General features: G+C 61.3%; 18 protein-coding genes and 1 pseudogene. 9 read left to right on the forward strand and 10 right to left on the reverse strand.

Annotation, left to right across the window (positions count from 1 at the left end):
- Positions 1-4 precede the first annotated feature (4 nt).
- The 4 genes and pseudogenes from AC1RT4_RS28325 to AC1RT4_RS28340 form a co-directional block, all read right to left on the reverse strand.
- The gene (locus tag AC1RT4_RS28325) at positions 5-604 is read right to left on the reverse strand and encodes a flavin reductase family protein (protein WP_493089408.1); all 600 of its coding nucleotides are present in this window, start codon (positions 602-604) and stop codon (positions 5-7) included.
- Positions 605-691: 87 nt separating this feature from the next.
- Complete coding sequence (locus AC1RT4_RS28330) at positions 692-1,123, reverse strand: methyl-accepting chemotaxis protein (RefSeq protein ID WP_371857323.1); 432 nt, start codon at positions 1,121-1,123, stop codon at positions 692-694.
- Between the two features lie 156 nt (positions 1,124-1,279).
- Positions 1,280-2,008, reverse strand: a pseudogene (locus AC1RT4_RS28335) (PAS domain-containing protein); the annotation flags it as partial.
- Between the two features lie 117 nt (positions 2,009-2,125).
- Entirely contained in the window at positions 2,126-3,439 is a 1,314-nt protein-coding gene (locus AC1RT4_RS28340) for an MFS transporter (RefSeq protein WP_493089410.1), read from the reverse strand.
- Between the two features lie 199 nt (positions 3,440-3,638).
- On the opposite strand from AC1RT4_RS28340, the gene AC1RT4_RS28345 reads away from it, so the two are divergent.
- From AC1RT4_RS28345 to AC1RT4_RS28365, 5 genes are all read left to right on the forward strand, one after another.
- Positions 3,639-5,057, forward strand: a complete 1,419-nt coding sequence (locus AC1RT4_RS28345) for a short-chain fatty acid transporter (protein ID WP_007951749.1) — start codon at positions 3,639-3,641, stop codon at positions 5,055-5,057.
- A 211-nt stretch (positions 5,058-5,268) separates the two neighbouring features.
- Positions 5,269-6,966, forward strand: coding sequence for a molecular chaperone HscC (locus tag AC1RT4_RS28350; RefSeq protein ID WP_493089413.1), 1,698 nt, complete (start codon positions 5,269-5,271; stop codon positions 6,964-6,966).
- Between the two features lie 11 nt (positions 6,967-6,977).
- The gene (locus tag AC1RT4_RS28355) at positions 6,978-8,705 is read left to right on the forward strand and encodes a J domain-containing protein (protein WP_493089415.1); all 1,728 of its coding nucleotides are present in this window, start codon (positions 6,978-6,980) and stop codon (positions 8,703-8,705) included.
- 61 nt (positions 8,706-8,766) lie between these two features.
- The gene (locus tag AC1RT4_RS28360) at positions 8,767-9,939 is read left to right on the forward strand and encodes a hypothetical protein (protein ID WP_493089417.1); all 1,173 of its coding nucleotides are present in this window, start codon (positions 8,767-8,769) and stop codon (positions 9,937-9,939) included.
- 178 nt (positions 9,940-10,117) lie between these two features.
- The gene (locus tag AC1RT4_RS28365) at positions 10,118-10,645 is read left to right on the forward strand and encodes an SET domain-containing protein-lysine N-methyltransferase (protein WP_493089418.1); all 528 of its coding nucleotides are present in this window, start codon (positions 10,118-10,120) and stop codon (positions 10,643-10,645) included.
- A gap of 8 nt (positions 10,646-10,653) precedes the next feature.
- Here AC1RT4_RS28365 and can read toward each other — a convergent pair whose 3' ends face one another.
- Positions 10,654-11,298 (reverse strand): carbonate dehydratase, encoded by a 645-nt coding sequence (gene can / locus AC1RT4_RS28370; RefSeq protein WP_007951756.1) that lies wholly within the window; start codon positions 11,296-11,298, stop codon positions 10,654-10,656.
- A gap of 141 nt (positions 11,299-11,439) precedes the next feature.
- On the opposite strand from can, the gene AC1RT4_RS28375 reads away from it, so the two are divergent.
- On the forward strand, positions 11,440-11,844 hold the full coding sequence (locus AC1RT4_RS28375; RefSeq protein WP_493089421.1) for a serine kinase/phosphatase: 405 nt from the start codon (positions 11,440-11,442) through the stop codon (positions 11,842-11,844).
- Positions 11,845-11,972: 128 nt separating this feature from the next.
- Here the strand turns inward: AC1RT4_RS28375 and rimI are convergent, their stop codons facing one another.
- Complete coding sequence (gene rimI / locus AC1RT4_RS28380; RefSeq protein WP_007951758.1) at positions 11,973-12,425, reverse strand: ribosomal protein S18-alanine N-acetyltransferase; 453 nt, start codon at positions 12,423-12,425, stop codon at positions 11,973-11,975.
- On the reverse strand, positions 12,418-13,164 hold the full coding sequence (locus AC1RT4_RS28385) for an energy transducer TonB (RefSeq protein WP_493089434.1): 747 nt from the start codon (positions 13,162-13,164) through the stop codon (positions 12,418-12,420). The genes rimI and AC1RT4_RS28385 overlap by 8 nt, the downstream gene beginning before the upstream one ends.
- A gap of 231 nt (positions 13,165-13,395) precedes the next feature.
- On the opposite strand from AC1RT4_RS28385, the gene mksB reads away from it, so the two are divergent.
- From mksB to mksF, 3 genes are read left to right on the forward strand one after another with little or no spacing between them, the layout of a single operon-like run.
- The gene (gene mksB, locus AC1RT4_RS28390; protein WP_162803847.1) at positions 13,396-14,676 is read left to right on the forward strand and encodes an Mks condensin complex protein MksB; all 1,281 of its coding nucleotides are present in this window, start codon (positions 13,396-13,398) and stop codon (positions 14,674-14,676) included.
- Positions 14,666-15,367, forward strand: a complete 702-nt coding sequence (gene mksE / locus AC1RT4_RS28395; RefSeq protein WP_102687511.1) for an Mks condensin complex protein MksE — start codon at positions 14,666-14,668, stop codon at positions 15,365-15,367. Before mksB ends, mksE begins: the two co-directional genes overlap by 11 nt.
- A complete protein-coding gene (gene mksF, locus AC1RT4_RS28400) occupies positions 15,364-18,204 on the forward strand; it encodes an Mks condensin complex protein MksF (RefSeq protein WP_085609275.1) in 2,841 nt (946 codons plus the stop codon). Before mksE ends, mksF begins: the two co-directional genes overlap by 4 nt.
- A gap of 69 nt (positions 18,205-18,273) precedes the next feature.
- Here mksF and AC1RT4_RS28405 read toward each other — a convergent pair whose 3' ends face one another.
- The 3 genes from AC1RT4_RS28405 to AC1RT4_RS28415 are packed head-to-tail and all read right to left on the reverse strand — an operon-like array spanning position 18,274 to position 21,839.
- On the reverse strand, positions 18,274-20,577 hold the full coding sequence (locus AC1RT4_RS28405; RefSeq protein WP_493089424.1) for a PqiB family protein: 2,304 nt from the start codon (positions 20,575-20,577) through the stop codon (positions 18,274-18,276).
- Positions 20,570-21,193 carry a paraquat-inducible protein A gene (locus tag AC1RT4_RS28410; protein WP_493089426.1) on the reverse strand — a complete coding sequence of 208 codons (624 nt, stop codon included), beginning with the start codon at positions 21,191-21,193 and terminating at the stop codon, positions 20,570-20,572. The genes AC1RT4_RS28405 and AC1RT4_RS28410 overlap by 8 nt, the downstream gene beginning before the upstream one ends.
- Positions 21,180-21,839, reverse strand: coding sequence for a paraquat-inducible protein A (locus tag AC1RT4_RS28415; protein WP_493089435.1), 660 nt, complete (start codon positions 21,837-21,839; stop codon positions 21,180-21,182). The genes AC1RT4_RS28410 and AC1RT4_RS28415 overlap by 14 nt, the downstream gene beginning before the upstream one ends.
- Positions 21,840-21,987: the final 148 nt, after the last annotated feature.

Below are 21,987 nucleotides of genomic sequence, written 5' to 3' on the forward strand. Positions count from 1 at the left end.
ACCGTCAGGAGTCCAGACTTTTACCGACCACCGGATCACCGATCTTCAGAAAGTTGCCGCCGGCCACGTGATGCAGCGTGCGCAGCTCATCGTGCCCTTCAAAATGCCAGCGTCCATCGCTGAACACCCGCGAATCAGCCTGCGCCGCGATCACCTCGGCCAGGAACAGATCGTATTGCTCGTGATTGCGCGGCTCAGGCAACAACCGGCATTCGAGCCAGGCCACGCAACCGTCCAGCATCGGTGCCTCGACCTGCTCGCCAGCGAAGCTCTGCAAGCCGTACGCTTGGAACTTGTCCTGACCTTGATCGCGATTGATTTCCAGGCCTGAAGTCGAGCCGACGGTCTGCACGATGTCAGCCTGATTCACACAAGGAACGTTGAGAACGAAGGTGCCCGACGCCTCGAGCAGTTGCCGGGTCCAGGTGGATTTGTCGAGGACCACCGCGACTTTCGGCGGTTCGAAATCCAGCGGCATGGCCCACGCAGCGGCCATGATGTTACGCTGCCCGTCATGGGCGGCGCTGACCAGCACGGTCGGCCCGTGATTGAGCAAGCGGTAGGCTTTGTTCAGGGTAACCGGGCGACGGAAGGACTCGCTCATGGGATCTGCTCCGGGAAAAAGAGCCGATTGTAGCGGGATAAAAAAAACGAAGGGATTGCCGTGGGCAATCCCTTCGCCTGACAGGCATCAGCTGGATAGCTGGTTGGCGAACTGGCCGACTGCATCCACCACTTTCTGCGCGCCGTCCTGGATCTCGACGATCACCGTACCGGCCTCCGCCGCCAGCGCCAGCCCTTGTTCGGCCTGTTGCTTGCCGTCGGTCATCAGGGCCACGGCGTTGCGCGCCATGTCCTGGTTCTGGCGCACCACGCCGACGATTTCTTCGGTCGCCTGGCTGGTGCGTGAAGCCAGTTGCCGCACTTCGTCGGCCACCACCGCAAAGCCTCGGCCTTGCTCACCGGCCCGGGCGGCTTCGATAGCGGCGTTGAGCGCCAGCAGGTTGGTCTGTTCGGCAATGCCGCTGATGGTCTTGACGATGGTGCCGATCACCTGGGATTGCTCGTTCAGCGCCTCGATGCCCTCGCCGGCGGTCTGCATGTGCTTCGACAGATCGCGCATCACGTTGACCGCTTCAGTCACCACACGGGTGCCACGCTGGGCGGTGCTGTCGGTTTGCAGGGACGTGCTGTAGGCGATGTTGGCGGCGTCGGCGACGGCCTGTTCCTGATTGACCTGATCGGTGATCACCGTGGCGAACTTCACCACTTTGTAGAGCTTTTCGTTGGCGTCGAGCACCGGGTTGTAGGACGCCTCCAGCCAGACGGTCCGGCCATGGCTGTCGATCCGCTTGAAACGGCCGGCGACAAATTCGCCGTTGTTCAGGCGACGCCAGAAGTTCTGGTACTCGGCGCTGTTGGCTTCACCCGATTCGCAGAACATCCGGTGATGTTTGCCCTTGATCTGCGCCAGGCTGTAACCCATGCCTTGGAGGAACCGTTCGTTGGCGCTCAGCACGTTACCGCTGAGGTCGAACTCGATCACGGCAGTCGAACGCACCAGCGCGCCGATCAGGTTTTCGTGTTCGCGGGAGGCCTCGATGGTGCGGGTCAGGTCGCTGGAGAAAATCGAGAAATGCTTTATCCGGCCATCCGAAGAGCGAATCGGCTGAACGATAGAGCGCAACCACGCCTCTTCGCCATTACCGCGTGAAAGGCGCACGGCGCCGGCGAAATGCTCGCCACGGGTCAGAGCGGCCTTGAAGCGGTGATGAAACTCGTCGGACTTCACATGGGCCGGCACGATGTCTTCGATGGCGCGACCGATCAGGTCGTGGCTCTTGTAGAGCATTTCATTGAGGAAGTTCTGGTTGACCGACTGAATCCGTCCGTCGGGCTCAAGGGTGAGCACCAGCATCTCGCTTTCCAGGCTCTCCTTCACTTGCAGAAGGCTGGAGAGTTCTTCACGAAGAGCCGCCAGCTCTTGCTTCAGGCGTTTGTTGAACATGGGAAAGCACCGATGGACTGGATGGATAGCGGGTATGCAGCCTAACCATCGGCCTTGGAAATCTTTTCTGAAGAGCGCTTGAGGCGTGCCCTACAAAAATAGTTACGCCTCGACAATTCAGGCGGTGCCGGCCACCGGACACTGTTCTGCGCGCGGCATCCGCGAGCCGAAATACGCCGCGCTGGCGACGCCTACCGCGCCCATCACCGCGCAGAACATCACGCAGATCCACGGACTCCACGGCATCAGACCGATCAGCAGCAACGGTGTGACACTGGCCCAGGCGGCGTAGGCAATGTTGTAGGTGAAGGAGATCCCGGAAACGCAGATCCGCGCCGGGAACAGGCTGACCATCACCGACGGCACCGCACCGACCACGCCACAGCACAACCCGGCGATGGCGTAGGCCACACCGACCCAATCCCCGCCGCTGATCAGGCAGGTGTAAAGCAGGCCGATGCCCAGCGGCAGCAGCAGGCTGTAGAGCATGACCGTACGCCAGGCGCCGATGCGATCGACCAGCCGGCCGGCGATCACGCAGCCGATGTTCAGGAAAACAATGCCCAGCGCACTGAGCGCGAAGGTGTGGCCGGCAGTCATGCCGAAGGTTTTTTGCATCATGGTCGGGGTGATGACCACGAACACCACCACCGCCGAAGTCAGCACGCAGGTCAGAAGCATCGCCGGCAACATGGCCAGCCGATGATCGCGCAGCACGGTGCGCAGCGGCAGTTCGACCCGCGCCTCGCGCTGCGCTTCCATGGCCATGAACACCGGGGTTTCGCTCAGCCAGCGGCGCAACCAGACACCGATCACGCCAAACACACCGCCGAGCAGGAACGGATAACGCCACGCGTAATCGAGCACTTCGGCCGGGGTGAACACTTGTGCCAGGAAGGTCGCGGTCAACGCGCCGATCAGATAACCAAAGGTCAGCCCGGCCTGCAGGAAGCCCAGGGCATAACCGCGATGCCCGGCCGGCGCGTGCTCGGCCACGAACACCCAGGCGCTCGGCACTTCGCCGCCCACCGCCGCGCCTTGCAGGATACGCAGCGCCAGCAGCAACAGCGGTGCGAAATAACCGATCTGCGCGTAGGTCGGCATGATCCCGATCAGCAGGCACGGCAGCGCCATCATCAGGATGCTCAGGCTGAAGACCTTCTTGCGTCCCAGCCGGTCGGCGAAATGCGCCATCAGGATCCCGCCCAGCGGGCGCGCCAGATAGCCGGTAACGAAGATCCCGAAGCTTTGCAGCAGGCGCAGCCACTCGGGCATTTCCGGCGGGAAGAACAGCTGGCTGAGGGTCAGGGCGAAGAACACGAAAATGATGAAATCGTAGATCTCCAGCGCCCCGCCCAGGGCCGCGAGGCCGAGGGTTTTGTAGTCGGAACGGCTGAACGGCGCCGGTCGGGCAGTGGAATGGGCAGTCATGGCAAAGAACTCTGGCAGGCAAAAAACCAAGGCGCCCATGGTCTACGCAAACGGGCCGCCGGACAACCCGTTAGACCATAGTCTGATTCGGTAAAACACGGTCACAAAAATCCGCCGGTTGATTTACTGTTGGCACCTGTCCAGACGGGCCGGCCAAGCCCCGAAGACCACAATAAACATAAAAATCCGAGGTACTCCCGTGGCCGTTGATATCGAAGATAGCCGCTCTGCGCGCTTTGCCTTGCGCTGTTCAAGTTTCGCCGAACGCTGGTTTCCCGACTCCTGGGTATTCGCCGCGCTGGCGGTGATCATCGTCGCGCTGGCGACCCTGGCCATGGGCGCCAAACCCACAGACGCCGCCATGGCGTTCGGGGACGGATTCTGGAGCCTGATCCCGTTCACCATGCAGATGGCCTTCGTGGTGATCGGCGGTTATGTCGTGGCCAGTTCACCGCCCGCCGTAAAGTTGATCGATCGCCTGGCGCGGATCCCGAAGAACGGCCGCTCGGCCGTGGCCTGGGTCGCGCTGATCTCGATGGTCGCGTCCTTGCTCAACTGGGGCCTGTCGCTGGTGTTCGGCGGTCTGCTGGTGCGCGCCCTCGCTCGCCGCACCGATCTGAAAATGGACTATCGCGCCGCCGGTGCCGCCGCCTACCTTGGCCTCGGCGCCGTGTGGGCGTTGGGCCTGTCGTCGTCCGCCGCGCAGTTGCAGGCCAACCCGGCCAGCCTGCCGCCGTCGATCCTGTCGATCACCGGGGTGATTCCGTTCACCCAGACGATTTTCCTCTGGCAGTCGGGAGTCATGCTGCTGGCGCTGATCGTGATTTCGATCATCATCGCCTACGCCACCGCGCCCGGCCCGAACTCGGCGCGTGACGCCAAGGCCTGCGGCATCGACCCGGCCTTCAACCTGCCGCCGCTGCAACCGCGCACCCGCCCTGGCGAATGGCTGGAACACAGCCCGCTGCTGATCATCCTGCTGGTGCTGCTGGCGGCCGGATGGCTGTTCCACGAGTTCTCGACCAAACCGGCAATCACCGCGATTTCCGGGCTCAACACCTACAACTTCCTGTTCATCATGCTCGGCGCGTTGTTGCACTGGCGCCCGCGCAGTTTCCTCGATGCGGTGTCCCGCGCCGTGCCGACCACCACCGGGGTGCTGATCCAGTTCCCGCTGTACGGTTCGATCGCCGCGCTGATGACCACGGTCAAAGGCACTGATGCTCAGACCCTGGCTCATCACATCTCGACGTTCTTCGTCAGCATCGCTTCCCACGACACCTATGCGCTGCTGATGGGTGTGTACTCGGCGATTCTCGGTTTCTTCATTCCGTCCGGCGGCGGCAAGTGGATCATCGAGGCGCCGTACGTGATGCAAGTGGCCAACGATCTCAACTATCACCTCGGCTGGGCGGTGCAGATCTACAACGCCGCCGAAGCCCTGCCGAACCTGATCAACCCGTTCTACATGCTGCCGCTGCTGGGCGTGCTGGGGCTGAAGGCGCGGGATCTGATCGGTTTCTCGTTCGTGCAATTGCTGGTGCATACGCCGTTGGTGCTGGTGCTGCTGTGGGCGCTGGGTACGACGCTTTCGTACCTGCCGCCCGTCATGCCTTAAACGATGACGACAGGGTGTCGGCTCCGGCGCCCTGTCTTTCCCTTCGACCCCTCCGACAAACAGCGGCCCGAACGATCCTTCCTGCGGTTGCCTGTCTTAAATAATGGCTCAGAGCCATCATCTTTCTTTACCGCGCCACTGCCTCGGTAATATTCTTGCGCGCCCAATATCTGTTTCATTTTTTGTCTGAGCGTAAAGGGAGTTCGTTGCAATGATCGTCGGGATTGACCTGGGAACCACCAACAGCCTTGTTGCCGTATGGCGCGGCGATGCCACTGAGTTGGTGCCTAACGCCCTGGGGCAGTTCCTGACACCCAGCGTGGTGGGTCTGGACGATCAGGGCCGGATTCTGGTCGGGCAAGCTGCCCGCGAACGCCTGCACACTCATCCGCGTCTGACCGCGTCGCTGTTCAAGCGCCATATGGGCAGCGCGACGGAGGTCTACCTCGGGGATAAAAAATTCCGTCCGGAAGAGCTGTCGGCGCTGGTGCTCAAAAGCCTGAAAGAAGACGTCGAGCGCACCTACGGCCAAACCGTCACGGAAGCCGTGATCAGTGTTCCGGCCTATTTCAGCGATGCCCAGCGCAAGGCCACTCGCATCGCCGGTGAACTGGCGGGCCTGAAAGTCGAAAAGCTGATCAACGAACCCACCGCCGCCGCACTCGCCTACGGTCTGCACCAACGGGACAAGGAAACTTCGTTCCTGGTGTTCGACCTGGGCGGCGGTACGTTCGACGTGTCGATTCTCGAACTCTTCGAAGGCGTCATGGAAGTGCGCGCCAGCGCCGGTGACAACTTCCTCGGCGGCGAGGATTTCGACAACGTGCTGCTTGAGCACTTTATCGATCAGCATCGCAACGTGTCGGACTTCCCCGAGCGCTCCACCATCCTCCAGCCGCTGCGCCGCGAGGCAGAACGTGTACGCCGCGCATTGGGCCAGGACGCCAGCGCCGAATTCAGATTGCAGGTTGGCGAAAAGCAATGGACCCATACCATCACTCAGGCGCAAATGGCGACGCTGTACATGCCGCTGCTCGAACGCCTGCGTGCGCCAATCGAACGGGCCCTGCGCGATGCACGTATCCGCGTCAGCGACCTTGATGAAATCCTGCTGGTCGGCGGCACCACCCGCATGCCGCTGGTGCGCAAACTGGCTGCCGGGCTGTTCGGCCGCTTCCCGTCGATCAGCCTCGATCCGGATCAGGTGGTAGCCCAAGGCGCTGCGATTCAGGCAGCGCTCAAGGCCCGTTCGGCAGCCCTGGAAGAAGTGGTGCTCACCGATGTCTGCTCCTACACCCTGGGGATCGAGACCTCCACCCAAGTCGGTCGTCAGTATGAAAGCGGTCACTACCTTCCGATCATCGAGCGCAACAGCATCGTCCCGGTCAGCCGGGTGAAAACCGTGCAGACCCTTCACGACAATCAGGAACAGGTGGTCGTAAAAATCTTTCAGGGCGAAAGCCGCCTGGTCAAAGACAACGTGGCGCTCGGCCAACTGGACATCAAGGTGCCCAAGCGCAAGGCCGGCGAAGTCGAACTGGATGTGCGCTTCACCTATGACAACAACGGCTTGCTCGAAGCCCAGGTCAGCATTCCCCTGACCGGTCAGCAACACTCGCTGGTCATCGAAAACAACCCCGGCGTGCTGACACCCGAGGAAATCCAGCAGCGTCTGCAAGCCCTGGCGCAATTGAAGATCCATCCGCGCGAGCAACAGGTGAACACCCTGCTCAGTGCACGGCTGGAACGTCTGTATCAGGAAAGCCTGGGCGACCTGCGCGATCAGATCGGCTACTGGGCCAAGCAATTCCAGCAGGCGCTGGATTCCCAGGACGAGCGGCAGATCCGTGAAACCCGTACCGAACTGAGCAAGCAGTTGAGCGCACTCGACCGTAACCCCTGGCAGTAAGGAAGCACGACATGGAATGCTGGTCTGTCCTGCAACTGCCCGAAGACGCCGGGCTGCGTGATATCAAGCGCAGCTATGCGCGTCTGCTGAAAGTTTTCCGGCCCGATGAAGATGCCGCAGGTTTTCAGCGCCTGCGCGAGGCTTATGAGCGCGCATTGTCGATTGCCCAATGGCGCCTTGAAAACGAAGAGACCGAGGAGCACGGCGACGTCATGCTGGCTCCGGGGATCGCCGCGCTGGCGGTACAGGAGCAATCCATGGCTCAGCCGCTGCAGAAGACCGGCACCGATGCGTGGGATTACCCTGCGGCGCTATTCGAACCGGTGACCCCGGCCGCGCCCGAAGCACCGCTCGAGTCGCAGACTTTGCGGGTACAGCCCCTGAATCCGGAGCCTCTTAACCTGGAGCCCGAGCAGCCGACTGCCGACCCGGCCGTTGAAGCCGCATCGCAATTGCTGAACGGCCTCTCGGACACCAATCTGGACGAGCGCTGGGAGCAAGCGCGCCAACAGAATTGTGCGCAAGCGTTCCAGACACTGTTGCTGACGTTGTGCTTCGATCAGCCCGCCCTGCGCCTTTCGATTGCCCGCTGGGCGGTGCAGCACCTGGGTTGGCTGGGCCCGTGGCAGGAAATCGTCATCGGCGACGGGCAGCGCAGCATTCTCGCCAACGAGTTGCTGACGGATTACCGGCAATCGCTGGAAACGCTACTCGCATCGCAAAACGAGCGCGAATTTCTCGCGCTGCTCAAGACTTACACGGCCCAACCCTGGCTCCAGGTGTTCGACCGTCGGGAACACTGGCAGCAGATCATCCTGCAATTGCTGCAGGACACAGAGTGGAGCGTTCCGCTGTTCGACCGTATCTCCCAATTGTTTGGCTGGGACGACACCAAGGGCATTCATCCGCAACCGGACTGGCTCTGGCAGGCACTGATCGAGCGCTGCAACCAGGAAAGCCTCTACGACAACCTGTGCGCCCGGGCCGAAGATCAGCGTAACGGGTCGCCCGACGCTCTGGCCGCGCGGATGCTGATCAGCCCGATGAAGCCGCGGCAACAGAAAGACATGACCGACCGGTTCATCCCGGCTGACTGGCAGGCCTGCCAGCAGTTGTCGGAAACCCTCAAGTGGCGCTTCCCCGACTTGCTCGCCCGCTTGCCGTACGCCGATGTTTTCTACTGGCGACGGTTTCTGCCGCGCTACATCGCCGCCGAAACCTGGTTGCGCTCATGGGCCGCGATTGCGCTGGCGCTGTGGCTGTTCTATCTGCCTGCCGGGCACAAAACCACGGCGATGAGCATCGTCATTCCCCTGGCCTTCGCCTGCGTTCCTGTCTGGTTTTTCCGGATCGGCTTGAGTTATTGGTTTCTGATCAGCGCCCATTTGATCGTTCAGGATCTGTGGTTGACCGAAAGGATCATTCCACGCCGATGGAACCCTGATACGCGATGGCTCGTGCTGCGCCATGGCGTACCGCAAGCCGTCATGATCCTGCTGTTCTCGGTCATGCTCGGTGGTCTGGGAGCCTTCACCTATATCGGGGTGATCCTGATCGGGCTCTGGCACAAGCGGCGCATCGGTACGCTGGACCCGGAGTTCAGCGACAAGCACCCGTGGCTGACCGCGCTGCACTGGGCGCACTTCAGCCCGTTGCAACTGCTGTTTCTGGTGGTCATGACCGGGGTGATTCTCGCCAGTCAGCTTGGTTATTCGCTGAAACACCTGTTCCCCGGCTAGGCTAGACGCGGGCCGGATTGCCCTCCACCAAGGTTTTACCCTCGCTGAAAAGGATCTGAGCATGTTGAAACTCGCAGGCCTCACCCTCGCGGCGCTCACGTTGAGCGCCGCGGCCCACGCCGATGCCGACCTGAAACTGGGCAGCACCGAACGCGTCACCCGCCTCTTCGCCTACCCCAACAATTGCAGCGTGATCTGCTTTCGCAACTGGACGCTGGAGCAGACCGTCGCCCATTACCTGAGCCAGAGCGTGCAGCGCGACGGCTACACCAACGCCAAAGTGCTGGTGAAAAACGACAACGATCAGCTCTACGCCGAAATCAGCGGCGTACCGAAGGGCTACGACAAGCCGCTGACCGCGCTGCTGGACGCCGGTGACCTGGCCTACAAGGGCGCCAGCAAACTCAACGCCGACGGCAAATGGGCGTACAGCTGGTACCTGTTCCTGCCACTGGGCATGGCCCTGGAGAACCGCAAGAGTGTCGAGCTGCTGCACTTCCCGCCGGATTACTCGCTGACCCAGGCCCAGGATTACCTGCGCTCGAACACCACCGACCGCTGGGCCGCGCTGCTGACCGACAATGGCATCCCCGCCGACCAGACGCCGGCCTACCAGACCATCATCGACATCGCCCCGATCGCCGCGCCCGCCAGCGCCGGCAAGGATCTGGAAGGCGTGTATGACTACTTCAAGGATTACCAGACCACCATGGTCAGGCAGGTCAGCCAGAACGCCAGCGGCGCCGTGCTGCCAATGGTTGCCTTTGGTGCGCCGGTGCGTAACTGGATCAAGCAGCAATACGGTGCGACCGTGAATGTACTGGGCCTGGCGACCATCAGCCCGAGCGCGGGCGTGAACGTGCCGGTGCTGGGTTCCAACCACCCGAGCTACATCTGGTACGCCGCCGACCCGAGCAACTACACCGGCGACGATGCCCAGGCCAAGGCCGATGCGGCGGGTCTGAAGGTAATGGGGCAAGACTTGAGCGCTGCCTGCTGGCAGGCCGGAATGGGCAGCAAACCGGGCACCGATCCGAAGGCCCTGCTCAACAACTGCACCCAGACCTGGCAAGTGACGCAGAAAGCCAAGACCTGCGAGCTGTTCTACACCACGATCCGCAACGAGACCGTGGCGCAGGCGGACAAGACCTGCTCGACCACACCGGTCAAATCCCAGTTGCAACAGCTGAAAAGCCCATTGCCGGACATGGCCGCGCCTGCCGCCCACCTCTGAGCAATCGGACGTTCTTCCCGCGTCAGCCTTGGCTGACGCGGGAAAGCGTCTATTTCGCCTGTCAGATCTGACAGTAGACCGTTAGTATGATTTGCGGGATCTTGGATCCAATGATCGTGTTGCAGGACTGACAGGACGTCAGTCGAGGGATCACGACACCGAGCCAACAGGGACCGTTATGAACACTTACGCACTACCGGGTAAACCGGCACGCGATACCGAGGGCATTTATCCTTTTGCCGGACTCCCCGTCCGCCTGGGATTTCCGTCAAAGCAGGATTTCGAAATTGTTCACGATCCCGAAGGTGTGGCCACCGCTGTCATAGCGTGCCGGGCATTCCTGCGTATCACCCGAATGTGCCGGGTTTCGGGCCAGTTGCTGCCCTATCGCTGCCGGCAGACCCGGCAACTGCTGGCCGGCATCCATCTTTACGATCCACGCTTTTGCGGTGCGTTCGAGCATAGTTGCGACCCGAACACCTTCCTCGACATGAGCGAGTTATGGGTGTGGGCCCTGCGCGATATTGTGGAGGGTGAAAGGCTGACTATCGATTACACCGCCACCGAAGACAAACTGCTGCGGCAGTTCGCCTGCGGTTGCGGGTCCTCGCGCTGCCGAGGGTGGATCACCGGTTACGATGAATCACCCAATCTCGAAGGCCAGCGCTATTTGCTGAGCTGGCGGCGTCGGCAAGGTTTACGCTGAACGACCGGTCAAGGCGCGCCGACCGGACGCAAACGGTATTGCGGCGGCAATTGCTCGAAACCGCTGATCGTGGTGTTCAGGCTCTTCCAGCGACCATCCTTGATGCCGTAGATGCAGCCGTGGATCGACAGGCTCTGCCCGCGATGCCAGGCGTTCTGGATGATGCTGGTGTGGGCGACGTTGGCCACCTGCTGGATCACGTTGAGCTCGCACAGACGATCGACCTGTTCTTCTTCGGTCGGCAGCTTGGCCAGTTCTTCGCGCTTTTCGTAGTAGAGGTCGCGGATCGAACGCAGCCAGCCGTCGATCAGGCCAAACTGACGATCCTGCATCGACGCCCGCACACCGCCGCATCCGTAGTGCCCGGTTACCAGGATATGTTTGACCTTGAGCACGTCCACCGCGTACTGGATCACCGACAGGCAGTTGAGGTCGGTGTGCAGCACCACGTTGGCGACGTTGCGGTGAACAAACAGATCGCCCGGCAGCATGCCGACGATTTCGTTGGCCGGCACCCGTGCGTCGGAGCAGCCGATCCACAGATATTCAGGCGTCTGCTGGCGGGCCAGCTTGGCGAAGAAATCCGGGTCTTCCTTGGTGATCGCGTCAGCCCAACGCTCGTTGTTATCAATCAGGTCTTGTAAGTCGTGCATGCTGTAAGGCCTCAAGAAAGATGCGCTGGTATGACTGTCGACCGCCCGTCGGGGTCACGCTGGGCTCGCCGGTGATTTGCTTTGAATTTCTCGGGCGCCCGGTGAGTCCACCCAATAAGGCCCACAGTATGAGGAATTGCCATGACTGATTCACGACGTCCATACGATGCGGTGCAACCGGAGCCCATCGATGATAACGAAGACCGCATGGGTTCGGTGCATGAGCTGGATTTCGACGACGAACAGCCCAGTGCGAAGATCGGCGACGAACTACCCGAGCGCGAGCGCGAACAGTTGATGCCCCGCGACCGCGTGCGTGAAGCCGGTTTTACCGGGGCATCGACCGACGATCACGAGCCCACCGACGATGACCTGAGCCCGGAGACCCTGATCCGCGAGGACGGTGCCCGGGATGCCCACGAACTCGGAGAAGGCAATCAGGCCGATTGGGATTTGAGCGTGGTCGACGAAGACGACATCGGCGGCGGCAACGGGCTGGATGAAGCGGAACTGGCGCGCCGCGATCCGCTGGATCGCAAGCGCTGATTTGTATTGCCTGACAGGACGCCATCGCGGGCAAGCCCGCTCCCACAGGGATCCGGGTCGTACTCAAATTATGTATACGACACTAAAACTTGTGGGAGCGGGCTTGCTCGCGAAGCTATTAAAAAGGATCAGTCGACGAGCGTGCAGGCCATGACCACGGCATCTTCACGCCCGCCGACCGCCGGGTAGTAATCCCGGCGCCGGCCGATCTCGTTGAAGCCATAGCGCTCGTACAGGCGAAAAGCCGACGTGTTGCTGTCGCGCACTTCCAGGAAACATTCCCGGGCATCGGCGGCGTAGGCGCGGGACATCAGGTATTCGAGCAGGGTCAGCCCCAGCCCGCGCCCCTGGTTTTCCGGCTTGACTGTGATGTTGAGCAAGTGCGCTTCATCGAGAATGATCTGCACCACCCCGTGGCCCACCTGCTGCTCACCTTCGAACATCAGCCAGATCTGGTACTTGCCCAGGCCATCGAGAAAAATCCCGCGGGTCCACGGATGGCTGTACGCGGCGAACTCAATCTTCAGCACAGCGTCCAGATCCGCCTCGGTCATCGGGCGAAACGATACAGCATCACTCATTCGATTCTTTCCAACGCGCCATCAGCCGACGCATGGCTTGCCACACGGCGGCCTTGCGCTGTGGCTCTTCCATCAACAATTCCAGCCCCGGCACGGCCCACGCCAGGCCAAGACCCTCGATTTGCAATTCACGGTTGAACGCTTCGGCATCCGCCTCACCGGCAAAGCGCACCGCCGGCAGGCCGATCAGCCACAGGCAGGCGCACGGCGCCGCCTCCATCTGCACCGACAGGAAACCCTGGACGAAATCCCGGGCCGCTTCCGGGCCCTGATCCATCGTGCCGCGGTTCAGCCATGGCCAGCGCACCGGCTCACCGACAATCTGCGGTGCGTCCGGCAGACCGGCGGCACGCAGCATGTCCTTGAGCAACAAATAGGCAGGATCGCGGGACTGGAAGGCTTCGCCTGTGGGTAACTCCACCAGCAGCAGGCAACGGCCGGCGCGCAGCAATTGCAGGGCAAAGCGCGGTGGCGGCACCGGCGCCGGCTTGGCCACCACAGGTGTTTCGTCGACTTCTTCGACCGGTTTGGCACCCGTGCGGGTGCTGGCCAGCGAAGGTCGCGGAACCTCGATCTTCGGCCGTTCGACCGGACGTGCGGCCGGCTGCACCGGCGCTTCGGCCGGGGTTGCCGGGATCACCGGCACGGCAATTTCGGGCTCGGGCATGTCCAGCAACTCGGGCCGAGACGGCGCGGCAAAGGGCAATTCGGTGCGCGGCAGCCAGTTGACCACCTGCATGGCGTTCAAATAGGCGCGGCGGCGGGACTCGATTAGCAAGGGTCGGCCACTTGTGGATAACTGAAGTGCGCTGATTCTACCGCCCTTCGCTCAAGATCGCGCGCTGTTGATCGATAGTCTTGACCGATACCTTGACGCAAAGAAAAGCGACAGCCCGTCCCGAGAGTGAATCGCATCCTTCGTGATGCAGTACAATCGCGGCTTTTAATCGCCAACCAGCCGGCCATTCCGATGATCGAACCCAAGCGCGTCTTGCGCGCCCTCGCTGAACACTGGGCACTTCTGGAGCCACTGTGCGAGCACTTCGACCAGGGCACCCTGAGCCTCAACGAACTGCGCACGCAACTGGCCGCCCAGCAACTGGACAGCACGCCGCAGGACATCACCAGCCTGCTCGACGTGTGGATCCGCCTCGACATTCTGGTTCCCGTGGCCAAAAGCCCGAACCGTTTCGAGCTCAATGCGCAGATTCACGACTTCCTCGCTTACCTGCGCCGCGAGCACCGTCTGGGCCTGTGCCTGGAGATCGAAGCCTATCTGCGTCACCTCGAGCGCCTGGCCGGTTATATCCAGGATGCGTTCGACGTCCGTGACGGCAATGATCTGGCCCGCCAATTGCGCCTGCTCGACATGCGCGTACGCGACGTTCTGAAGAAACTCGACAACGACGAACAGGCGCTGGTGGCTGTGGCCGAACGGGCCAAGACCAGCGACCGGCAGATTCCTTTGCGTCAGCGTTACGCCGAAGTGCTGGCGACCTGGGACGAATACGTCGAGCCGATGATCGATCTGGTCAACGCCGACGGCGCCTTCGAGCAAGGCGTGCGCAAGGTCGAAACCGTGCTGCTGAAGATGCTCAGCGAACAGCAGCGCCTCGGCCATCTGGTGGATGACGACATGCTGCTGCGCACCCACGCGCGCATCCTCGAAATGCAGACCAGCGCCCAGCTGACCCTGCGTCACGCCCGTGAACTGCTGCTGCCGCTGCGTGAAGAAGCCCGCCGACACAACGCCGTGACCCGTGGTGCTGCGCTGGCGCTGGCCGCGATCCGCCGCAAAGGCATCGACGCCGTACCGCAAGCCGCGATGCCGCTGTTCACCCGGCCGCAAAGCACCTTTCTCGGCAGCGCCAGTCAGGTTGAAGCCTACGTCTACGCCCTGGCCCGTTTCGAGCCGAAACCGGCGCGTTTCCCCAAGGCGCACAAGTCGCAAAAGACCGGCGATGCCCCACGTGCACCGCGCACCGTGCGCGAGATGGTCGACCGCTGCGAAGAATCCCTGCCGATGCCGGATCTGATGACCTGGCTGCTGGAGCAGGAGCCGGACGGCGCTACCGACGAATTGCTTTACTGGTTCTCGCGTCTGTCGCGGGAAAAACGCTTCAAGCGCGAGCGTCTGGAACGCCGCGAATACCACACTCACGAGCACCAGGTCAGCCTGCGCTCCTTCGCCCTGCTCTCGGCCGGCGACACCGCCGCCGAGGATTCTGCGAGCATCCCCAATGCATCTTGATCTTTCCGAACTGTCGCAACTCGCGCCGATCTTCCGCGAGCTGTTCAAGGGTTACCACGTCAGCCGCCGCGACCCGGAGCTGTACGCGCAACTGTCGAACTTCCAGGATCAGTACCGCACGCTGTTCAAGGCGCTGGGCTTCGAACTGGTCTGCGACACCCGTGGTTTCTACTACTTCGTGCCGGACATGGCCGCAGCGGCGGTGAACAAGACCGCTCAGCGTCTGGCGCTGTTCACCTTCATCCTCGTCGAGCATCTGGCCGATCAGGGCCGCGACCCGATCGCCGTGCTCGATGGCGGCAGCCTCGGCCGCGAAGAACTGCCATCGCTGCTGGAAAAGTACCGCGACCTGTTCATCCAGGCCGAAGTGCAGACCGTTGAAGAACTCGAAGAAAAGATCATGCGCCGCATGACCCAGCTCGGTTTCGCCAGCGAAGAAAACGGCGTGTACCGCTTCCTGCCGCCGATGCATCGCTTCCTCGACGTCTGCCTGTCGGTTCAACAGGACCGCGACCTGGCGGCCAGCGTGCACAGCGTGCTGCCGCTGCCGGCACCGGTGCTGATCGACGAAGCGGCCGAGGCCAAATTCCTCGCCACCGACGATCCGCTCGATCTCTCCGAATTTGATGAAGAGAGCGAAGAAGACGCACTGGCCCGCGCCATTGCCGAAGAACAGGAGTCCGACGCATGAGCCAGGAACGCTACGGCATCCGCCGCTTTGCCCTTTTGAACACCGCCGGTTACAGCCTCGGCCTGTTCCCGCTGGAAGAACCACTGTCGGTCTACGGCGCGAACAACCTCGGTAAATCCGCCTCGATCAACGCCTTGCAGTTCCCGATCCTGGCGCGCATGTCGGACATGAGTTTCGGCAAGTACAGCCTGGAACAATCCCGGCGCTTCTACTTTGCCTCCGACACCAGTTACATCCTCGTCGAAGTGAACCTGCCTCATGGCCCGCACGTGATCGGCGTGGTCGGTCGCGGCCCGGGGGGCGGTTTCGGTCACCAGTTCTTTGCCTATGCCGGCAAGCTCGACCTGGCGCATTACCAGAAGAACGACACCTGCCTGCGGCAGAAAGAGCTGTTCAGCAACCTTGAGAAAGAAGGCCTGAAAGCCTACGAACTCAAGCCGGATGAGCTGCGTCGTTTGCTGGTGGGCGGTCACACGTCGATCCCGCTCGACTTGACGCTGATCCCGCTGCGCTCCACCAGTGAGCAGAGCCTGAAAACTTTCCGTGCGCTGTTCATCAACCTGCTGCACATGCGCGAAATCACCGCAGCCAAGCTCAAGCAATTGTTCCTCGATGCCTTCGAACACAGCCTGCGTTCCGGCAGCGTCGATTACATCGCTGCGTGCGAAGAAGCCTTCCGCGATGTGCGTCGTATGGAACAGGATTACAACTCGCTGGTGGCTGCCGGTCCGCTGGTCGAAGCCTTGGCGAACGGCGTGAAACAACGCGATGTGCTGCGCGGCAAACTGCATCGCCTGTCGCCGCTGCTCGACTCGTTGCTCGGCACCTGGTCGGACTACGCCACGGCGCGCAAGGAAGAACTGACGATTCAGGCCGAGCACTACCGTCGCGAGCAGGACGATCTGCAAAACGATCAGCGTGGCGGCACTCAGGAACTGATGCGTCTGGAGCGGGAAATCTCCGGTATCCAGCGCTGGCTCGGCGAGCTGTCAGTGCTGAAGAACCGCTTCGCGCTGGTCGATGACGTCAAGGTCCTGGAGCAGCAACTGCTGGCGGCCAAGGACGCTCACGACGAACTGGCCGGTGCGCTGGCGCAGTCCCGTCAGTTCAGCGCCGAGGATCTCGAAGAACGCCTTCGCGATCTGGAAAAACGCCTGAAGTCGGTGAAGCAGCAACTCGATCACGCCGACAACAACAGCTATGCACGCCTGCGCGAAGAGTTCTCGCAACAGGATGTCGAGCGCCTGATGCGTCTGTTCAACAGCGCGCTGTTCAGCCTGCCGCTGGGCGAACACGGCATCACCCTCGACGACGATGGCGAATGGGTGAAATCGGTCGAGCTGATCCTCGACGGCTTCAAGGGCGAGCGTTTCGAAGTGCCGGGCCTGTCGATCGACATCTCGCACATCGAGCCGCCGGCTCTGCAAGCGCTGGCCGACCGTGCCGCGCTGCGCGATCAGAAAGAGCGGCTGGAAAAAGAGCTCAAGCAACTCAAGACCCAGCAAGCGGTTGCCGCCGACCGCGCCGCGAGCAAGACCCAGACCGAAGCGCTGTACCAGCAGGTGCTGGATGCGCAGAAAGCTTTGGAAGATTTCCGCCGCACCCAGACCCTGAGCGCCGAAGAAGGTGACAAGCTGGAGCAACTGGCGCAGATGGAAGCTGCGCAGGACGAACTCAAGCGTTCCAGCGATGCGTTCACCGAGCGCGTCCAGCAACTGTCGGCCAAGCTGCAACTGGTCGGCCGGCAGATCGCCGACATGGAAGCCAAGCAGCGCACTCTCGACGATGCCCTGCGTCGCCGTCAGTTGCTGCCGGCGGATCTGCCGTTCGGTACGCCGTTCATGGATCCGGTCGACGATTCGATGGACAACCTGCTGCCGCTGCTCAACGACTATCAGGACAGCTGGCAAGGCCTGCTGCGCGCCGATGGCCAGATCGAAGCGCTGTACGCGCAAGTGCGCCTGAAGGGCGTGGCCAAATTCGACAGCGAAGACGATATGGAGCGCCGTCTGTCGCTGCTGATCAACGCTTACGCGCACCGCACTGACGAAGCCCTGACCCTCGGCAAGGCCCGTCGTGCAGCCGTGACCGATATCGCGCGGACCCTGCGCAACATCCGCAGCGACTACGACAGCCTCGAGCACCAACTGGCGCTGTTCAACCGCGAGATCAACAAGCGTCAGGTGTCCAACCTGCAGAGCTTCCGCATCGTCCTCGCGCCGAACAAGGAAGCACTCAAGCACATCGACCAGATCATCCACAGCGCCGGTCAGTACGAAGAAGGCGAAACCCTGTCGGTGTTCGATCTGAGCCAAAGCGCCGAGCAGGACAACAAGAACGAAGAGGCCAAGGAGTATCTGGCGCGGCTGGTGGCGGCGAACCATAACCAGCTCGGCCTCAAGGACTTGTTCGAACTGGCGTTCGAGATCACCAAGGTCAACGGCCAGCCGGTGATCCACACCGACATCGATGGCGCGGCGTCCAACGGCACCACGATGACCATCAAGGCGCTGACCAACATGTACTTGTTGCTGCACTTGATGGACCGCGACCTGGCCGGTCGCGTACGCCTGCCGTACTACCTCGACGAGGCGGCGGACATCGACGAGAAGAACCAGGCAGCCTTGCTGGAAACCAGCTTGCAACTGGGCTTCGTGCCGATTCTGGCAAGTGTGAAGCCGCAGGTCTGCGCCAGTGTCGCCATCGACCTGGAAGGCGGCAGCGGCCCGGCCGGCATCTACATCGACGAGGCGGACTGGAAGTACATCCGTCGCCACGATGTAGTGAAAGCCACCGTCAATGTCGAAGCGGACGAGCCGGAGCTGGATGCGGTTTGATGCGTAACTGACGGGCACAAAAAAGGGCCGCGATCCATTGGATCGCGGCCCTTTTTCATGGGCTCGGGATTATTTGCCGAGGGGGATTTTCGGTGCCCAGTTCAGCCACTCGTCTTCGAACTTGTCGAACAGCGGGAAGGTCTGTTCAGCGCGGGCCGGATTGCCCATCTTCTCGCCGTCCGGTGTGGCGAAGGCGATACCGCCCTGAATCACTGTCTCAAGCGATTCCGTGCGCACGGTCACGCCCTTGAACAGGCCGATATCGAAACCAACTCCGCTGGTGTTCCAGAAGCGGCTGCCGCTGCGCACCAGTGGCGCGTATTTCGGTTCGATCAGGATGTGCACCAGTACGCGATCCGCGGTCTGGCCCAGTTCGTAACCGGTGACTTTGCCTACGGTGATCTCACGGTAGGTGACCGGCACACCCGGTTTCAGCGAGCCACGACGAGCAGCGCTCAATACCAGACTCAAGCCTGCCTCTTGCTTGGTGACTTCCGGCGGATTGGCCAGGGCCACGAAGTTCTTCTGCGGGCCGAGGTTCTTGGCCGCCGGTTGCACTTCGATGTACTGGCCGGTGACCAGGGTCTCCAGGTTCGAGGTCTTGATCAGACCCAACTCCGGTTTGACCACCCAGAACTGACTGCCGACTCGAGCAATCTTCTCCGGCACTTCAGTGATGCGCGCGGTGAGGATTACCGATTGCAGATCATCGGTCAGGTCGACACTTTCAATCTTGCCGACATCCAGGCCTTTGAAGCGAACCGGGGTACCGCTGCGCAGGCCGTCCGCGCGATCGACCTTGATGGTGACGACGGCGCCTTTCTGATTCGCTTCATCATGGTTGGCGAACAGACGGAAACGTGGAATGCGTTTTTGCAGCGGTGCCTTGGCTTGCGGCGTTTCGAAGGCGATGCCGCCGGCCATCAAGGTCTGCAACGATTCACTCTTGACCTGAATCCCGCCAGTCAAACCGCCGGTCAACGTAACACCGCTGACGTTCCAGAACCGGGTCGAGGCGTTGACCAGGTTTTCATATTCCTTCTCGATGTGGACGCCGATCACCAGTTGTTTGCGGGTCTTGGAGAACTGATAGCTCTGCACCGAACCGACCTTGACCTGCTTGTAGAGGATCGGGCTGCCGACATCGATCGAGCCGAGGGTGTCGGTGAACAGCACCAGGTGCAGGCCGGGTGCGCGCAGATCCAGCGGCGGCGCTTTGGGTCGGGCTTCGAATTCACGTTGCGGCGCGCCGCCCTTGTCGCCCGGGCGCACGGCGATGTAGTTACCTTTTACCAACGCTTCCAGACCGGTGATGCCGGCCAGGGAAATCGATGGTTTGACCACCCAGAATTGCGTGCCGGTGACCAGATAGTCTTCGGCGAGCGGATCGAGGGTCAGTTCGGCGGTCGCGCTGGACAGATCCGGATCGATCTTCAGCGCTTTCAGGTTACCGACCTGAATGCCCTTGTACATCACCGGAGTGCGCCCGGCTTGCAGGCCTTCGAAATCGCTGAGTTTGACCTTCACGCGGATGCCGGCGGCGGCCGCATCGAAGTCTTCGTAGAGACGGAACGGCAGGCTTGGATCGGTGGGCGGGCTGTCCTTGCGGTTCTCCGGGGTGGCGAAAGCGATACCGCCGGCGACGATGCTGGCCAGGGATTCGCTGCGCACTTTCACGCCGGACAGGTTGGCGTCGATGCTGATGCCGCTGGCGTTCCAGAAACGGGTGTGTTTGCGCACCAGTTTGGCGTAGGTCGGTTCGATGAACACCTTGAGCTCGACCGTGTTCTGGTCTTCCGACAGCACGTAACTTTTGATCTGGCCGACTTTGATCTGCTTGTAGAACACCGGGCTGCCGCGATTCAACGAGCCGAGACGATCAGCCTTGATCGTCAGGTGCAGACCGGGCTGCGAATCCGATAGCGGTGGCTCTTCGGCCAGGGCCTTGAACTTGCGGGTCGGTTCGCCTTCGCCTGGACTGATGGCGACGTAGTTACCCGATACCAGGGTTTCCAGGCCGGTGATCCCGGCGAGGGTCACGCTCGGCTTGACCAGCCAGAAACGGGTGCTGGTCTTCAGGTACTGATCGACATCCTTGTTCATCTCGATGGTCGCGATGACACCTTTGGAGTTACCTTCATCATCGAGCTTGAGGGCTTTCACCTTGCCGACCGGCATGCCTTTGTAGACCACTTCGGTCTTGTTGGCCTGAATGCCTTCACCGCTTTCAAACCGCACCTGAATCTCGATGCCGGTTTCGGTGTAGGCACGCCAGCCGAGCCAGCCGCCGATAATCAGAGCGATCAGGGGCAGCACCCAGATGGCAGACCAGTTCGAAGCCGGTCGGGTTTTCGCTACAGGCAAATCAGTCATGGTCGGCGTCCGACTCCGTGTTATCCCAAATCAGTCGGGGATCGAAAGTGACAGCGGCGAGCATCGTCAGAATCACCACACTGGCGAAGGCGATGGCGCCAAGATTGGCTTCGACACTGGCAAGCCGGCCGAAGTTGACGACCGCCACCAGAATGGCGATCACGAAAATATCGAGCATCGACCAGCGGCCGATGAACTCGATGAAACGGTACATCCAGATCCGTTGACGGGCGGACAAGGGCTGGCGGCGTTGTACAGAAAACAGCAACAGCGCGATGCCCACCAGTTTGAAGGTCGGTACCAGGATACTGGCGATGAACACCACGGCAGCGATCGGAATCATGCCGTGCTGCACCAGCTGGATGACGCCGGACATGATCGTGCTCGGATCACCCTGGCCCAGTGAGCTGACGGTCATGATCGGCAGAACATTGGCCGGGATGTAGATAATCGCGGCCGTGATCAGCAGCGCCCAGGTTCTCGCAAGACTATTGGGCCGTCGGGCGTGAACCAGCGCACCGCATCGGGTGCAGGTCTGCACATTGCTGTCGGTATCCTGCCTGTTCAGTTCGTGGCATTCGGTACAGATCAGAATGCCTGCATCAATCGCCCGCATGGGCATCTTCTCCTGATAACGCCTGCCAGATCTGGTGCGGCGACATCACCACTTCAAGCCAGACCTGAACCAGTAACAAGCCGATGAAACACGCCAGACCGAGGCCCACGGTGATAGCCGCCATGTCTGCCAGTTTGACGATCGCGACCAGGACGCCCATGAGGTAGACCTCGAGCATGCCCCAGTCTTTGAGGTGGTGATAAATGCGGTAGAGCAGCAGGCCATAACTGCGTCCGATGTTGAAACGGATCGTCAGCAATACGATCAACTGACACAACAGTTTCAACAGTGGAATCGCCATGCTGCAAAGGAATACGACGATCGAAACACCGCGCATATCGGTGTTGAACAGACCGATCACCCCGCTCCAGAGCGTGTCCTGCGACGATTGCCCGAGAACATTGAGCTGCATGATGGGTAAAAAGTTCGCCGGCACGTAGAGCAACAGCGCGGCAATGACCAGGGCGAGGCTGCGCTGCACCACGTTATGGCGGTGAGCGTACAGTTCGTAACCGCAGCGTGGGCAGAGGGCTTTTTCGCCGTGAGCAAGCTTGGGCTTGCGCATCAGCAGGTCGCACTCATGGCAGGCCACCAAGTCATCCAGCGGTAAATCTGACAGCCCTGGGGCGTCAACCGAATCTGACATAAGGGCTCTGGCTCCGAAAAAGTTGGGATCTATTCTAGTGTTCTGATTCGAAAATAACTGTGCAAATTTGTTCGCTGACGCGAGCAAAAACTTTCCTGCGGGCAAAACAAAACCCCAACTGCTTTCGCAATTGGGGTTTCGGAATTTA

This window comes from Pseudomonas sp. GW821-FHT11D10, from assembly GCF_058808435.1.